Genomic DNA, 17,933 nt, shown 5'->3' with positions numbered 1-17,933 from the left:
AAAAAACTAAAAGATACCCCCATGTCTATAACAACCAGAGCAGCGCTGAAAGCACAATTTAAGACCGGCGCTATACCCACCTCGCAGGATTTCTTTAACCTGATAGACTCTACGCTGGTAAGAAGGGATGATGCTTTTTTCGGCAAATGGGCGGCTGGGATCTGCTATTACGAAGGCGATGTAGTGATCTACAACAATGCATTGTATACCTGTACACCCGCAGGCGATAAGCCATGTGGCTGTGACGGAAATACCGGCGATAATACAAAAGCTGATAAAAAAGGGCATTGCTCCACCGATAACCCTGAAATAGATTGTACCAACTGGAAAATGCTGGATATCGATGCTTCCGATGAAGATTGGGAGATTATCCGCAATGAAGATAAAGTACCCATTATCATGTATGCCAAAGTGTTTGGCAAGATAGGTATGGGCACGGAAGATCCTAAAGCACGTGTGCATATTCATGCAGATGAACTGAAAGGAGATTTTCTCTTCAGTCCTGATAATGCACAGACGCCTGAATTTGTGATCCAGCATACCGTTGGCGACAGCATAAAGTCATTGTCCGAAAAACTGGCCGATGATAAAGCTGTCTTTACTACCAATACCGAAGGGTTCCTCTTCACTACCACAGTGCCGCCAGTACCTGCTGATGGCGAAGTAAATGTACCTAAGGATGCTCCGGCTGTAAAGCCGGTGTTTATCACAACACCTGATACCGGTGCTGCTGTGGGCGTTGGTACTGATACCCCTGAGGCGGCAGTTGACATCAGTAACATCGCTTCCGCCCGCCTTTTACTGAACCCGGTACGGGCGGTGGTGCCCCAGGCGGTATGGATCCACAGAGAGGGATCCGACCAACGCTACCTGAATGCTACACTGGATGGTACTGCTGCTACTTTCACTACCAATGCAGGCGAAGGGTTCTATTTCCGCAAGGGACTGGAAGAAGGCAAAAACTATCTGAAGAATATTGCGCAGCCGGCATCAGAAACACTGGTATCCATCAAACAGGATGGCCGTGTAGGTATCGGCACAGAAACACCCGTTACCAATGTGGAAATCACCAAAGCTAACAGCGCGGGTGCTTTCCTGATGTGTCTCGATAATACCAACCCTGGTTTCAGTATCATCAACAACCGCCCTAACAATGAAAAGCGCAATTACATGCTGTTGGGTGCCGACAACGACTGGGGTGTATTCCTCACAGATGCTTCCAAAGGCTTTGTGTTTAAGAAAGGTGGTGAGTATGGTAATGGTAATGAACTGGAAATAAACCAGGGTGATGATCTCGTTACGATCTCCAAAGAAGGTAAAACCATCATTGGAGGTCTGACACCAACAGGCTTTGATCTGAATGTAAAGGGCAAGGCGCGTGCCTTTGGCCTGTATCTGGATACTGATGTACGTAAGGTGAGCAATCCTGTGAAACTGGGTACGGTGATCGACAAGGTGAAGAAACTGAACCCTGTTAGTTTCACTTTCAACCAGAAGGCGAATTGTCCTTCAACGGAAACACAGATTGGTTTCCTGCCTCACCAGGTGGAAGAGTTCTTCCCGGAGCTGGTAAATACAGATGGCGATGGTACGCAGACGCTGGCATATGCCAATATGGTGGCTGTACTGACCAAAGCCATACAGGAACAGCAGGAAACGATCGCTGCACTGCAGAAACGCCTGGATGCCCTGGAAAATAAATAAGCAGGGACCTGATCACCGATACATTATACTAAGCACTATCTTAAAATGCCTGATCTCAAATATATAACTACAGATAAAGACAGCGGCTTCCCGGAATACCTGGACTTTGCCACGCTGCGCAAACTGGGCATTCAGCATGTTGCGGATCTTTCAGGCAAGATATGGACAGACCACAACCTGCACGATCCGGGCATCACTATGCTGGAGGCCCTGTGTTACGTGCTGACGGACCTGGACTATCGTACCAAACTTTCATTCAAAGACCTTGTTGCCGCGCCTGCGGGAGGCGGGGAAGATAACTTCTATACAGCTGCACAGATCCTGGGAAATAATCCCCTGACCATTGCAGACATCCGCCGCATGCTCATCGATATCAAGGGTGTACGTAATGCCTGGCTGTTGCCGATCAATGAAACGGAAACAGAAGAGGCGTACTCCCTGAGCTATGACTGCGATAACGGTAACCTTGACAATACCCGGTTGTCGGAAGGTCTTTCATCCATACCCCTGAGAGGGCTGTATCGTGTATACATTGAGCCCGATGATGTGTATGCTGCAGCCTATGAGAAGGATGCCTGCGGCAATGACGTGTTCCCTATGGATACGGTATTGTCGGAGATCGACACACGTCTGCATGCACATCGTAACCTCTGTGAAGACTTTCCTGATATTGTGGTGCTGGAGAAAGAACCTATCAGTCTTTGCCTGCATATTGAACTGGCAGCGAATTATGACCCCGACGAAGTGCTGTTGAATATTTACAGCAGCATCCAGGATTTCCTGTCGCCAGCGCCTGTCTTTTACAGCCTGCAACAGCTGCTGGATAAGGGCAGAAGCATGGAAGAGATCTTCGAAGGACGTCCTTACGATTTTACGAAAGGTGAACCTTTGCAACAGAATGGTTTCATCGATGTACAGGAACTGGAAAGCCTGGAAATGATGACGGAGCTGCGTGCTTCGGATCTCTACCGTATTATCATGAAGGTGCCTGGTGTAGCAGGTGTAACCCGTCTGCTGATGACCAGTGCTGACGAGGATGGTTATGCCATGACGGATGCAGCCGGTAATCCCATCAAACAGGAAGGGGAGGAATGGTGCCTGCACCTGAAGAAGGACCATCGTCCTGTATTGTCTCCCGAAACATCTAATGTGATCTTCTTCCGCAACAAACTGCCGTTTAATGCGAATGCGGAAGTTGTGAACCAACGATATAAGAAAGGTATTTCCGACTATAATAAATTCCCTAAACAAAGGGAAGCGCTGGACACTGTTGTGCCTAAAGGCCGTCAGCTGGACCTTGCGCAATATACTTCCGTGCAGTATGAATTCCCGAAGGTGTACATGATCGGTAAGAACGAAGTACCGGGCGATGCCACTGCCGCCAGAAAGGCGCAGGCATTGCAGCTGCAGGCTTACCTGTTGTTCTTCGATAGGTTACTGGCGGATTATTTTGCGCAGTTATCCAGCATCAGAAAGTTATTCTCCCTACGCCCTGCACCGGAAGGAGGTGAACATACTTACTTCCCGGCCGACATCAGCGGCATCCCACAGTTGCCTTCGCTGTTGCGCTATAAGAAACAGCTGCCACAGAATACAACGGGCACTTCGTACAACGGTATGCAGCTGGCTTATGAGCCGGATGCTTCGGGTACTGCACGCAAGGTTTATAGTTCTATGTACCTGCGTGATGAAATGATCCGCCGTATTATCAGCGAGTGTACCAACAATAATGTAGTACGTGTTATACAGCAACGGGAAGATGACGGTAGCTGGTATTTTCAGCTGACAGATACGGCAGATAATGTGTTGCTGGAAAGCACTATTTTCTTCAGTACGAAGCTGGCAGCAGAGCAGGCCGCACTGGACGTTGTATTCCTGGCTACCCTGTCGGGTAGTTACAGCCGTAACAATAACCGCCAGGAGGATATCTACAGTTTCGATCTCGTGTACAATGATGCAGGTGATACGGAAATGCTCACAGCATTGTATGAAACTTCAGATCAATACAATGAAAGGAAGGAGCGGTTCCTGAACCATCTGCTGGCAAGGTTTTCTGAAGACTTCACAGATTATGCACTGATGATGTATAATCTGAGTGGGAAGAAGAATGATCCTGCCAGCAATATTGCAGATAAGGCCGCGTTCCTGTCTGCTTACCCGGAGACCAGCGCTAACCGCGCACTGGCCTTTAATTACAAGGAGCCAGCTACTGGTTTTCCGGTATGTGGCCTGGAAAAAAGGGTGGCTGGACTGATGGGCATACGACAATCTCCGTCTGCCTCGCTGAATAACTTTGATCTTGTCAATGTAGAGAAGCAGACAGGATTCGAGTGCGCCATTCCTGGCCAGACCACTCCTTTATTTGTAAGTGAGAGTCTGCACAGCAAAGCAAATATTAGCACCGTCTTCGGGGACTTCCTTAAGCTGGGTACAGCGAAGGCTAATTACAGGCCTTACGGATGTCCGGGAGAAGGCGTGTTTGGTTTCTATATACAATCTCCATTGACTGCGAATGAATGGATCGCAGCAAAGTATTCTTATGAGTATTCGACCGAAGAAGAGAGGGATGCGGTGATGGATTGGTTTGTGCAATTCTTCGACGGTGACGGGCAATATCGGGTGTACCTGCAGACACAGGAAGGATATTATTTCCTGCTGCCTGATGATTACGGTAAGGCCCTGCTGAAAAGCAAACAGGGTTTTGAAACGCAGGAGATCGCCTTTTCGCATGGTTATGACTGCCTGGAGATATTACAGGATGATAGTGTCTGGAAAATAGAACCGGAGCTGGCAGCGGGTAATTACAGGATCATCATTGTGCGGAACAATGTGCAGATCGCTTATCATCCGGAGGCGTACGGCACAACGGAAGCTGCACAGAAGAAGATGAAAGAGTTGCAGGAGTACTTCCGTAAGCACTACCTGGTATACCAGCGTGAAGCGTCAGAATTATACAACTGGCAGATGATGAGTGAAGGACAAGCTGCATGGCAGGGGATGGTGCCTTTTAAAGATAAAGCGCAGCTGCCTGTAGCTTTCGTGCAGTTTGTAGAACTGGCATCCCATGTAGATAACTACCTTGTCGTACACAGGGGTGGTGGCCGCTATGATCTGCAGGTGATCCGTAAGGAAGCAGGTGAAGAGGATGGCACACAGGGTTATACCGTGATGTCTGTGCATATATCTGATTTCCCAACAGGAGATGCCGCACGGTTGGCGCGGGATAAATATGTGAACCTGTTCAGCCGTTTATGGCTGACGGTAAGCGGAGCCGTGACCTCGGTATCAGCGGCCATCTATCATTTTAAAGACCTTGAATGTCAGGCGGGTTTACCTGAGATCCTGCTCACCACAGCCCGTGCTGTTCCTGACGGCGTGGCGGTAGCACAGGCGACACGCAGTGTTATCCGGCATGCCAGTGATCCGCAACGCGTTTCGATATATACGGCCGATGAGTGCCGGTATGTGGTGCATGTGTATGATGACGCGGGACAATTACTCGCGGAAAGTCCTGAAACAAACGACCATGCTACTGCCACAAAATTGCTGGAAAGAATACTTCTAAAAGCAGGTCAGGACTCACTGTGGGTAGAGAGGGGCGAAGCGGTAAGCGCTTACGGCTTCTTATGGGAAGATGAAAAGAGCGGCGCGGCCTTATTGCAGAGCATTCCTGTATGGGACAACCGTGAGGCGGCTGCAACTGCTTTCCTGGGCTGGCTACTGGCTGCAACGGCAGCAGACATACAGGCGGATCAGCAGCCGGCAAACGGATATGGTTATTTCGCCTTTACGAAAGACGGAGTGCCGTTTGCAAAGCAAGGTAAATGGTATTCAACCGCGGAAGAAAGAGATGCCGTATTGCTGTTGCTGCGTCAGCAAGTGACTGCTTTACAGGAAAGCGCAGGATGGTCTGTCAGCACCCTGTACCATTACTACTTCAAGATCAGTGACGGTGAGGGGCTGTTGTTGCAGGAACCTCACTTCTATCACAGTTATGACGAGGTGCGTACTGCTTTTTACAACACAGTGAAGTTTGGCAAGCAGCGGCAGTACTATCTGAAGACGTGCCTTGAAGACTGTACCTATAGTTTTAAGATCATTAGCGATAAAAAGGAGGTACTGGCAATACATCCGTTCGAGTATACGACTACAGAAGCGAGGGATGCAGCGATAGAGCGTACGCTCCGCTTCCTGCAGGACCATGGTCAGGCAGTGACCGAAGTAAAGCTCACCGGCGCCTGGCGTTATAGGTGGGAATGGCTGTCCTGCTGTTGCTGGTATCCTGAAACTGCGTTGGAGGGACTGGATGAGAAACCGGAACTGGGAGAGGCTGAAGACGCGTTGAAATATATACTTGAGAAACTGGCGCGCACAGAGACTAACTACGATGTGGTGAAGGAAGAAGGGGGCTACCGTGTATATCTCTTTGATAAGGGTAACAAGGTAGCGGTACATCCGCATTTGTATGATAGTGAGTACGAGGGTAATGAAGCCATTAAAAGGCTTGTTATGTGGGCCGGATTTACATTGAGCAAGTTTACTTCGTATTCGAAAGACGTAGATGTGCGGACGGACCTCTATCAGAGCGGTGGTGAAAACGCCGTGATCGGCTATCGCCTTTGGGACCGCGATTACAGAATAGCGCGGTACTGTTTGCAGTTTGATTCTGCCGCAGAAAGAGAACAGACTGTCCTTGCGTTACTGCAACGCTACCATCGCAAGTTGCCGGGTTATACTGTACTGGAGAAAGGTGCGTCTGTCGTGGCGGGAGAAAATGGCAGGTACCACTATCAATTGCGCCGCAATGATTTCGTGCTCTGGCAGAGTGTGGCGGCTTATGCTACAGCAGATGCTGCAATGGCAGCCTTCGGAACGGAAAGCTGGGACCTGTTACAGCGTTCATTGTCTGTTGAGCATTATAGTGCGTGGACGGCCACAACAGAAGATCTTTATCTGAATGATGATAAAGGACAGCCACTGGCTGTGACTAAGATCACACCAGGCAGTTATGAGGCTTATACGGCTGCTATGCAGGCAAGGCGGCAATTTGCACGCAGGCATGGTGTATACCGTAAAGCTGACGGAACTTTTGCATTCCATATCTACAACACAAAAATAAATGCCTACGAGTGGGAGAGTATTCACACTTATCCGGATCCGGATGCAGCAACGGCTGATCTGCTGGAATTTATGCAGTTGCTGCTGTTCCGGGGCAACTATTGCCTGGATAATGAAACGGTAGGTTGTTATTATTCGCTCAACCTGGGTAAGGTTTTGCTGGACATTCAACAGGTGACAAAACGGTGTGATAAGGAAAAAGATGACGTGAGTGAACAGGATGCGTGGGACAGATTACAAACATTCCTCGACAATCTTGATCCTGACAATAAGAACTTCTTCCCTTATACAGACTATGCCGGCGGCTGCCGCTATGCTTTCCGTATGGTGGATGACAGTGTGTACCGTGTAGCACAGCATGCAGGCTGGTACCAGGGTATGGAGAAAAGAGAGGAAGTACGCATGGAACTGCAGGCAGATATTTACTGCAAAAAAAGGCTTTATGGCTGGTTTGTAAACCCGAAAGAGGGAGGAAACACAGACCCGCTTCTGCTGGATTGGTATTTTGATCACCCGGAGAAGATTGATTTCTCCAAATTGTGGATGAGCTATGATAAATTGCCTGCTTTTGCGCAGCTCTGGCAATCCGCGTCTGAGGGAGGAGAAGACGATGAGGAGACATCTCCTGTCAAGTTGTATTACTATCACTTGTTAGGCAAGGGTGGTAAGGTGATGTGGCAGACGGTAACCCGTTATAATTCTCCGGCGTTGGCAGAGAAAGCAGAACAGTATTTCTATGTTTTCCTGCTGGAGATGGCGAGGTCTGAAGCTTCCTATTATTATGAGCAGATGCCCGGTTGTGAGAACGCCTACACACTGTATCTGAAGGATATGGATGGAAAGATCATTGCCGTAGCGCCTGAGGTGATATGCGGTGAAGATATAGAGATTGACCGTGCTACCCGCATCTTTAACGCGATGATGTTCCCGGTGGTGGAGAGTGGCAAAGGGTATGCTTTTGAGATCAACAATATAGAGCAGCTGATGGTGGGCAATAAGATCAGCTATGACTATACCACTATCTGGGAGTCTGCACATGTGTACGATACGCCGGAAGAAGCAGAAGAGGCATTGACAACCGCCACTGGTCTGCTGCTGGACCTGCGCAATTATCAGCGGGGAGACGAAGATGCCTGTGGTCCTTTTGGTATAACATTGGTGAACCCGGCGGGAATACAGGCGGAACATCCGCTTTCCTATACAAGCATCTCCGCACGTAATGCAGCCATGGAGTATGTACAGACAGTTATCAGCGCCGAAGGCCTGCATCTGCTGGAACATATCCTGATGCGTCCCCGCGGACAGCAACAGTCTTATGAAGCGTTACAGCTGCAGCTGAACTGGCATCCTGAACGGAAGTCTACGTTTGTGTTGCGTATTGTCAGTGAATCTGTATTTGCAGATGCCAGTGCGTATATCAAAGCCTTGCAGGCGGCCACTGACGATAATAAAGTATTTGTTGAGAAACAGGTGTCCATGATGGCCATTTCCTGGTACAGGAAAGATGAAAAGATTGCAGTGGCTTCGCTGCCAGCAACTGAAGAGGTGATCGAGCTGCTGAGTGATCTGGCGTTTGTACGTAAGGAAATGAAGTCGCTGACGGACGGTGCATCGGAAGCAAATGTCAGCACGGTGGTGATCCCGATCGTATGCAAAACAGAAGATGCGATCCTGCCGGTATGCAATGAGGTGTGTCTTTGCTGTGATGATGAGGAGGATATAGATGAGGAGAATGCGGCTTTCTGTGACCGTACATTCCTGGCCGATCCTTATTCTTTCTGGGCTACGGTGGTATTGCCGGCATGGCCACAGCGTTTCCGGCTGGCCCGCTTCAGGCAGTTCTTTGAGGATACGTTGCGCAGGGAAGCCCCATCGCATATACGGCTCAACATTGTCTGGATAAGCCCCCAACAGATGCTGCAGTATGAAAAGGCCTGGAAGCAGTGGCTGGGCGCCATGTCCAGGGAAGAGAGCTGCGACTATGACGATAGTTTGCAGGCTTTGAATAAAATATTAAGAGAACTAAAAAATGTATATCCGGCTGCATACCTGTATGATGAAGAAGGAGGGGATGATAAACCATTGATCATACTTGACGAGGCAATGCTCGGATAATATCAAATAAATAAATTATTCAGAAATGAAAATAGATTTTTCTACCTCTTACCCGGTTTTTAATAAGGGGCAGCAGCTGAAGAGCGGCAGCCTGAATAATATTGTCACTCTTACTGCGGCAGAGGACCAGGATACGCGTGCGTACCTGGACGGATCAGGTATCTTTTATGGTCTTGAAGTAGCGGTGGACGCGACAGCAGGTACTGTTACACTGAAACCGGGAACAGCGGTGACTTCAGACGGCCAGCTCTTTACATTGGAGGAGGAGATCATTTATCGGGGCATCTTCAAAAAGGAAGGAAATGATATTAAGGTGCCAGTGTTGAAAGATACCGCCACTGTTAAGGTGCTCACTACCGACACAGTGAACCGGAATGAGCTTATCTTCCGGCTGTCAGGAACTAACCCGGAGAATTCCGAAGAGAAAGATACCGCGCCCTACCTGATCGTTCTTGTTGTGCGTACTGATGAATCGACGGAGAACAGTTGTCTGTATGGTTATGAGAACAGTGAAAGTAAAAAGAACCTGGAAGTTGAAGCAGCACTGATCCCAAAGAGCTATTTCACGCAGGAACAACTGAATGACTGGTTTATCAATGATGCAACAGATGCGGGAGAGAATGACCCAATGATCAACCGCCTGGGGTATACGCCGAGTGCGGGTGGCGCATTCATCTCTTTTAAGACCTTTACCAGCTGGGCGGCTGTCAGCAACGGTTTTAATGCTGTTTGTGAAGCGGCAGAACCACTGATCGAGGCAGCCTTTAAGTCAGTGTATGAACTGGTGAAGGAAAAGCTGGGGCTGGAAGAGGCCAATCCATTCGACAAGCTGTCAGAAAAATTAGGAGAGTTTCGTACAGCTGTAAAAGGTGAGGACGGGCGTAAAATGCCCTGGTTGTATGATTATTACAGGGACCTGGTGGCTACTTACCAGGAGCTTGTAGCCACAGATCTTTTCAGCTACCTGTCGCTGATGCCGAAGAAGGACCGCTTCAGGGGATATATAGCTTTGCACAGTATCCGCACAGGCGACATCAATTACCGTATGGGGCTTTACAGGCCTCCTTTTGCAGACCTGAGCATTGACGCACTGGAAAAACCCCGCTTGTTGATGAAGCGTCTGAAATACCTGGCAGATGTGGCACATACTCGTTTTAAAGATGAGGATTTCCCTTTGCCTGGCGTACATTTTACGCCGGACGCAGGTATCAATAAACTGCTGTCAGAAAGGGCCATTCCATTCTATTATAATAATCCGACTGAACTGTCAGCAAACTGGAATGCAGCAGCGACCCGAAATCGCCGCACCTTCAACATTCCGGGTATTTCGGACGAAAAAGACAGGAAGTTCCTGCTGGGTAACATGGATGGCTATGATTTTTTCCGGATCAAAGGACATACTGGTGTAATACTGAAAGATGTGAAGGACCGTATTACGGATCTGCGCAGTGAGCTGCATCTGCCGTTTGATGTGAAGGTGGTGTACATTGGCGACGAGGATGATATGGATGATCTGATCAAGGAACGCGCAGCAGAATTCAGTGATCTGATCATCATACTGGAGAAGATTGTGAACGATATCCGCTGTGCACGTACCTGTTCTGATGATTTTGAAGAGCGCATTTTCGGTGGACGTAAGTTTGACCGGGATGATATCGGTATTATGTTTGAAGCGCTGGTAGCTTTGTTTGGCAAACCACCCATCGTTGATCTGGAAGCGAAGCTCAGGGAAATCTGCAACAGTGAAGGTATGTGTGACGATGACGATAAGACGTGCTGCCGGGCGCATTTAAGGTCTCTTTATGCAGTATGCAAAGAATATGCTACCCGTAAGGAAGAACTGGCAAAGAACCTCTTGTTTCATCATTTTGCGGAGCAACATCCGGGACTTGAACACAATGGAGGCGTACCTAAAGGCGGTACGTTGGTATTGGTATGTGCAAAGACCAGTGTGGCATCCCTTTCTGAAGAGGAAAAGTCAACGCTGGTGAACCTGCTGCTCAGTAGTAACGAAGAGGAAAAGGCTGCTGCACTTAGCCTGGCGAAAGAACTGGAGGGGTACGAAGTGATGGCGGATTTCTGCCTGCCTTATATCTGCTGTTCCGATAAGCCGGTTATCAACCTGATACTTACAGAAGCACCACCGGTGGCCCGCTTTAACATTACTGAGCAAACAGAGTTGCCGAATAAAGAAGGTGTTGAGATATCACTGAAGAACCAGTCGCTACGGGCAGATAAATATCATTGGGAGCTGCGGGATTACAAAGGCGGGTTGGTAAGCGACGACGATACAACAGACATCGGTGAAATAGTGAAATTCAAATTGCCGAGAAAATCGGGTGTAGTCTTTACTGTAGTATTAACAGCTTCCCGCGGTGCGTTGGAAAGTAAGCTTTCAAAGGAGATCACTATCTGTCCACTGGGTGATGTGAAGCTGACCAGCGACGGTAAGGGTACTGTGGACTGGGATATCTCTGACACAAATGAGATCGGCATAGAAGCCAGTCCTTATGGTGGCGTCTTCAGCCTCACTTTACAACAGAACGACAATGAGGAACCTGTTGATCCTTTAAAGTTTGATGTGAACTGGAAAGAAGACAAAACACATGCAACATTGAGCGTAGAAGATCCGCAGGTGGGTATTTATATATTAGAGTACGGGTTTGAAGATGTCCAGGGTTGTCAGGACTCGTCTGCCAGACTTACAATCAGTGCATACCTGCCGTCAGAGGAAGAACCCAGAGTGGATACAGATACGGTTGCAGATCCAAACGCAAATGCGAAGGCCGTTGTGAATACCGACGCTGTGTTTAACAAACGCATCCTGGGATACCGGGCTGATGTCAACAAGATGGCTAAGGAGGATGATACCCTGGCGGAAGACAACCGCTGGTCAGATACAAAGGCCTTCCTGTTAGCCAGTGGCGCACCTGAGACACTGCATGTGGCGTATGAGAAATTGCAGACAACCTTGCAGACAGGCTTCAGCAAACTGAAAGCAGCGCAAAAGGTGCAGGTGATCAGATTGCTTGCTTATGCCACTGCTTATTATATTGACAGGCTGATCGTAGCATCTCCTGAGAAAGTGCCTTCAATAGCCAGAAAACTGGTGAAGACAGCTGCCGAATCCATCACCGCACAGCGGGACGGTCTGGCACAGTGGCAGGAGGTTTGGGATACCGCCGGTATTGTTACAGGAGAGAATGAAAAAACAGTAAACACTTATAGAGGACTGATCGCTTAATGGAACAGCAACATGCCATTGGAAAACTTTTACTGGAAGTGCAACTGCCATCCAGGGAGGAAGCCTTTGCATTGCAGGGAACATTGAGCGCCCGTTGTACAACAGAGCTGGAGCCGATGCTTTCATCGTTGTTGGACAGCTGGGCCGATCCGGACACTTTATTACAAATAGATAAGCTGGAAATAGACCTGGGTTCCTGCAAGCTGGAAACATTACGCCAGGAACTGCCGGAGATGATCATCAGTCATCTCCGCAGGCATTACCAGGAGATGCAGGCGCAGTTAGCGATGACAGGCGGCATGCAAAGGATACCCCTGGTGCAGGGCTACTATGAGAGCTGGCTGCATTTCCTGGAGAAAGGCAGCCTGCCGTCTTCAGCTGTGAAATGGCAGCAACAGGAGTGGGAGGCAGGCGTGCTGGCTGCATTATCATCTGAAACATATGCATTGCAGCAATGCAGGCAGTTGTTCAGCGAGCATCCCTATGCCATCAGGAGACTAGTATTGCAGTTCTCTCCTGCCTTTATCAGGAACTGGATAATGGCATATGGTGCCAATGCATACCGGCAGGTGTTGCAGCTGGTCGAAGAATGGGAAACGTTTATCTATCATCCGCAGCTGCGGGAAGCGGTCAATGCATTGCTTCCTGCACAGCAGTTAATTCCTGCGCTACCTGCCAGGGAAAGCTATCATGAGCATCTCTTCATCTGGCTGATCAGAGAGGTAATATTGCCCGGGCATACGGTGAGCAATGCTGCTGTTCTTGAGCAACTGATACAGCAACTGGGTAGGGCAAATGAAGAGGCCGCGCCAGGTTTGTTGTATGTGCTGCATAAAGAGGCTACACCAACAGTGAAAATACCTGTCTTATTGCAGCAGGCGGCAACGACACTTGCGACGCAATATGTACCTGAGATCACTGCTTTGCAAAAGAAGGTGTTTGTCACACAGCAGGAAGCGCGACAACAGCCGGGAAAACGGGATGAGGAAGATCGTGTACAGAGACGTCAGGATGATGAGGCAAGAGATATTCCGGAGCAGCAACAGCAGGCAACCAAAAGAGCCAGCCGTGAGCAGGAACATCAGGCGGAGAAGACACGCCGGGAAGAAACAGGGGAGGAGGTGAAGCAAAGCCAGGCATCTCCCGTAAAGGAAAAAGAGGAAACAGCAGCCGGAGAAAGAGAACAAAGAGATACACGAGCAGGTGAAGAAGCAACGCTTGTAAAAACGTCTGTAAATAAGGATGCTGAGCCTTCCCAGGAAAAGCGGACCGTGTCTTCGTCTGCAGATGAAGAGACAGTGTCTCCCGAACCACCTGCAGCCGGATCTGTTTATTACATCAATAATGCAGGACTGATATTACTGCATCCTTACCTATCCTTCTGTTTTGATGCATTGGGACTCCGGGAGGGGCAGCAGTTCAAAGATGAAGCTGCGAAGCACAGGGCAGTACAGTTACTGGGTTACCTGGCTTATGGCGAAGAAGAAATTCCTGAGTATGACCTGGTATTACCCAAAATACTATGCGGTATCCAGCCCGCAGAACCGGTGAGACGTTTTATACCACTTACAGAAGCAGAGAAAACCGAAGCCAATGAATTGTTAGCCGCTGTGATCTCTCACTGGAACGCATTGGGAAATACGTCGCCCGATGGTTTACGCGGCAACTTCCTGTTAAGGGAAGGAAAGCTGGAATGGAAAGAGGAAGAGTGGCAGCTGTATGTAACACAGCAGGCGTATGATATGTTGTTAAACCAATTGCCATGGGGTTTTAGTGTAGTGGGATTATCGTGGATGCCATGGTTGATAAAAACTGTTTGGACCTAAATGATAAAAGCAACCGATAATAAGAGCACGAGCAGCAGTAAAGCAAAGCAACCTGCCAGCGGTTCCTTCTTCGGAAAGGACCCAGGAGATAGTGCTTTTTTCGGAGAGAAGGAAACGGCAAAAGAACCCTTTTTCGTTCAACGGAAACTGAGTATTGGAAAGCCCGACGACCACTATGAAAAACAGGCCGACCAGGTAGCAGATAAAGTAGTTCAGCGCATGAGCGAACCTGCAGCTGTACAGGCGAAAACAGTAGCGCCGGCTCCTGTCAGTACAGTGCCTTCGGGACATATACCTGCATCAGCTGCGCAAGCTGATGCACTGCAAATGAAGGAACAGGAGGGAAAAGAAGAAGAGATATCCGGAGAAGAGAAGAAACTACAACGTAAGCCTATCTTCGATAGCATGGGCGACCCGCCGGATGATATTCAGAAGAAAGGAAACGGTGAGAATGCGACAGATACGGCCAATAGCGGACTGGAGGACCGTTTACAGCAAACGAAGGGCTCGGGTACACCATTGCCTTCCGATACCAGGACGGCGATGGAGTCATCGATAGGCGCTGACTTCAGTAATGTACGTATACATACAGGATCTGAAGCGTCTGAGCTGAGTAACGAGCTGCAGGCGCAGGCGTTCACACATGGAAACGACATTTATTTCAACGATAATAAATTTGATGCGACCAGCAGTAGCGGCAGGCATCTGCTGGCGCATGAGCTGACGCATACGGTGCAACAGGGCGCGGCTGTTCAGAAGAAAACTGATCCTCAGCTTAGCGCAGAAGAGGAAACGCCTGGCGTACAGAAAAAGGAAGACAGTGTATCTGCAGAGAAAAACGAGGAAACGCCTGATGTACAATCCAGAGCTATGGATACTATACAGCGTGCACCGGGTGCTAAAACTGCAGCGGCTTCTAACGCCCCGGCCGAGGTGGTGAATATATCTTCCGGCAGATTCAATCCATCCAGGAGCCTTATAGAAGCGATCAAAGGGGCGGGCAGTAAAGGACTGGATGTCAACATCAATGCTGGTAAGGTAGCTGGTGCCGGTGTGATCAGGGTAAGACAGAAGGATAATGTGATGGAAGGAGTAAAGAACGCTTATCTGCCATTGAACATGCCATTGTTTAGTGCTGCTAATCCGATGCTGGCCGTAAGACTGGCAAATGGGGAGGTAAGCGGATTTGCAACTATCGGACAAAACAATGCACCGGAAGCCATCCCCCAATGGTTGCGTAAGAACGGCAAGGCACTTGGCTGGCTGACGGGCATGGATGTAGAGAATGTGTTGTCGAAAGCAACGAATACATTCGAGAACGGTACTTTCAATTTCGCATTGAATGCAGTAAAGGTGAAGGTAGGTGGCTTCGCCGACGCTACTATGGATATTGGTTTTACGAACATGAAACCATCAGTGAGCGCAACTGCGGAAGTGGATATACAAGGTGTAGCAAAAGGCAGCCTGACCATTACCCTGATGGAAGACAAGATGACGGGTGAAGGTGCATTTGGAGTGAGCTTCAAGGGTTTCTCGGGAGAGATAGCGGCGAAGTTCCAGGAAGGTGTACTGGATGTGAAGGGAATGGTGCAATATGCCGGCGATCGTTTGAGTGGTTCGCTGATGTTGGTCATGACAGATAAAAAGACCGCAGACAATTTTGCAAAGGCACAAATCGGAACTGTGTCCGCAGAAGAAGCTGCGCTGCCAGCAGAAGTACCTGCAGCACAGGGTAAAGGTCCGCGTGGTATGGCCGGTATGGGTACACTGACGTTTAACATGACGGAGTGGTTTGCCGGTAGCGTGAACGTGATCGTGGATGGTAAAGGTTTTGTGACAGTGGTTGGTAAAATCGCTCCGCCGAAAGAGATCATTCTCTTCCAGCAGAAAGATTACAGTAAAGAATTATTCAAGCTGGAAGCCCGTGCGGCTTATGGTATACCGGTGTTAGGTAACGTATTTGTATTCGCCAATATGGCGTTGAGCGCATTGGCGAAGGTGGGCCCGGCGAAGATCTATAACATTGAAGTAGCGGGTACTTACTCCAACAATCCTGATATAGCGAAAAATATATCGCTCTCCGGTTCTCTGAACATGTCGGCGTACGCCGGTCTGCGCCTGCGTGCAGAAGGTGGTGCGGGCATAGAGATAGCAGGCCACGATGTGAAGGTGGGAGTAGGCTTGAATGCAGATGCAGGCGTGAAAGGATATGTGGATGCAAGACCGACCATTGGTTATCGTGATCCGGGCGAATTCTTCTTCAAGGGACATATGGAAATAGCTGCCCAGCCGTTCCTCGGATTGAGCGGAGATCTGTTCGTAGAACTGGATAGTCCGTGGTGGTCTCCGGCACCGGATAAGAAATGGACATGGCCGATAGGCGCTCTTGAATATCCATTACCTGGAGAATTTGGTATAGGCGCAGATATGGAATACGTGTTAGGTTCCGGTAAAGTACCTGAAGTGACATTCAGCGAAGCTAAGTTCGATGGTGCGAAGTTCATGACTGACCTGGTGAACGATCACGTACCACCGAAGAGCGGCGCGGGAGATAAAGAAAAACAAGGCAAGTTCGTGGATGGTGGTGCAGCGCAGGCTGGTCCTGCAGCAGGTGCTCCTCCACCTGCCGCTGCTCCGGGTAAACCTGCCGCTGGTGGTACACCGGGTAAAGGTGGTGCACCTGGCGCCGGTGGTGCTCCGGGAGCAGGAGGTGGAAAGGGTAAAGGCAAGGAGCCGGAAAAAGAAGACCCTAATGTACTGAAGAACTTCGCTGCTGCTATGCAGAAGGTGAAGGCGCTCGAGGCACATAAGCCGATGACCCGTGAAGAGATCACTGCTGCTGTTGAAGCTATTAAGAAACAGCACAATACACCGGGTATCAATTTTGCACCAAAGGGTACCAGTCATTGGACCGTGACAGGTAGCATTAAGAACAAGCCGAATAAACAGTCGGTGGAGGTGAAAGCCGATATGAAGCCGGGAGATGATAAGGATAAGAAAGGTGATGAAAAAGATAAGGCAAAACAACTTAGTCTTGGCTTACAGGCGATAGAGACCGAAGAAGTTCCATACCTGAACAATAAACAGATCCTGAAGGAAGAAGCACAGAAGGTAGCCGAAACGGTGAAAGCGCAGCATAAGGTGTTTAAATCCATTACTGTGATAGACGGTGGGGATAGCTGGGATTATGAATATGTGCAGGCGACGAAAAAGCCTGGACGGAAGAAGGAGGAGCTAACGATCGAGACAGCGTTGAAGGCAGCGAAACAAAACTTCAAGGGAGCTAACGTAGAGTTTAAATCGTGGGACCTGAGGGATTTCCTGGTGGACAAGAAAGTGGATCAGACACTTGCATTGAAGTGGATCAAGATCTGGAAAGATGATGGTACTATTTTCTTACACTCTTCATCTGCCGGAGAAGGCGATAAATACCAGAAACATAGCTTTGAAGATATCTTCCCGAGCGATGACAGGGAAGTAAACAGGAGGAACAGGGATTTATACGGATATAAAAACGTGAGTAAATATGATGACAGGATGACTGCTGTTTTGCAGATAAGCATTATAAAAGAAAAGAAATATAACTGGTGGCCAGGCAGAGAAAACGATGTATCTTTCCTGCGGTCCGATGACGCCTATTACAGGTGTGCTAGGTCTGGAGAAGTGGTGCCTTTTGCCGATATTGTGCTGGGCCATAAAAAGAATATGCCGGCTTCAAAGCACTGGAACTTATTTGGGCATAAACAGGAGAAGAGCAAGAATATGGAGTGGAATGCCCGGGCGTCCAGTTATCACGGCATTGAAGACCCGGTAGTATCTGCTGCCAGTGCCAGTGAATCGCCGTTGTACAATGACCCTATCCGAAATGTGAGTCACCGGATGTGGTGGGATACGAAGTTTTCCGGTTATTATCTTAAAAAATAAAT

5 protein-coding genes are annotated in these 17,933 nt (G+C 48.9%); all 5 read left to right on the top strand.

Annotated elements, in window-relative coordinates:
* Positions 1-21: 21 nt before the first annotated feature.
* The 5 genes from L3C95_RS18860 to L3C95_RS18840 are packed head-to-tail and all read left to right on the top strand — an operon-like array spanning position 22 to position 17,931.
* A complete protein-coding gene (locus L3C95_RS18860; RefSeq protein WP_236389958.1) occupies positions 22-1,704 on the top strand; it encodes a tail fiber domain-containing protein in 1,683 nt (560 codons plus the stop codon).
* Positions 1,705-1,749: 45 nt separating this feature from the next.
* The gene (locus tag L3C95_RS18855; protein WP_236389955.1) at positions 1,750-8,937 is read left to right on the top strand and encodes a hypothetical protein; all 7,188 of its coding nucleotides are present in this window, start codon (positions 1,750-1,752) and stop codon (positions 8,935-8,937) included.
* Positions 8,938-8,962: 25 nt separating this feature from the next.
* Entirely contained in the window at positions 8,963-12,181 is a 3,219-nt protein-coding gene (locus tag L3C95_RS18850; protein WP_236389951.1) for a hypothetical protein, read from the top strand.
* On the top strand, positions 12,181-14,007 hold the full coding sequence (locus L3C95_RS18845; protein ID WP_236389942.1) for a contractile injection system tape measure protein: 1,827 nt from the start codon (positions 12,181-12,183) through the stop codon (positions 14,005-14,007). The genes L3C95_RS18850 and L3C95_RS18845 overlap by 1 nt, the downstream gene beginning before the upstream one ends.
* The gene (locus L3C95_RS18840) at positions 14,008-17,931 is read left to right on the top strand and encodes a DUF4157 domain-containing protein (RefSeq protein ID WP_236389941.1); all 3,924 of its coding nucleotides are present in this window, start codon (positions 14,008-14,010) and stop codon (positions 17,929-17,931) included. It begins immediately after the preceding gene.
* The last annotated feature ends 2 nt before the right edge of the window (positions 17,932-17,933 follow it).

Origin of the sequence: Chitinophaga filiformis (assembly GCF_021646545.1) — a bacterium.
Classification (GTDB): domain Bacteria; phylum Bacteroidota; class Bacteroidia; order Chitinophagales; family Chitinophagaceae; genus Chitinophaga; species Chitinophaga filiformis_A.
Note: the sequence above shows the minus strand (reverse complement) of the source record. Positions and strands in the feature narration are given on the sequence as shown.

Bases quoted from the DNA above. Each gene is read 5' to 3' on its own strand.
- L3C95_RS18860 (WP_236389958.1), top strand. From the start codon at position 22: ATGTCTATAACAACCAGAGCAGCGCTGAAAGCACAATTTAAGACCGGC.
- L3C95_RS18845 (WP_236389942.1), top strand. From the start codon at position 12,181: ATGGAACAGCAACATGCCATTGGAAAACTTTTACTGGAAGTGCAACTG.
- L3C95_RS18850 (WP_236389951.1), top strand. From the start codon at position 8,963: ATGAAAATAGATTTTTCTACCTCTTACCCGGTTTTTAATAAGGGGCAG.
- L3C95_RS18855 (WP_236389955.1), top strand. From the start codon at position 1,750: ATGCCTGATCTCAAATATATAACTACAGATAAAGACAGCGGCTTCCCG.
- L3C95_RS18840 (WP_236389941.1), top strand. From the start codon at position 14,008: ATGATAAAAGCAACCGATAATAAGAGCACGAGCAGCAGTAAAGCAAAG.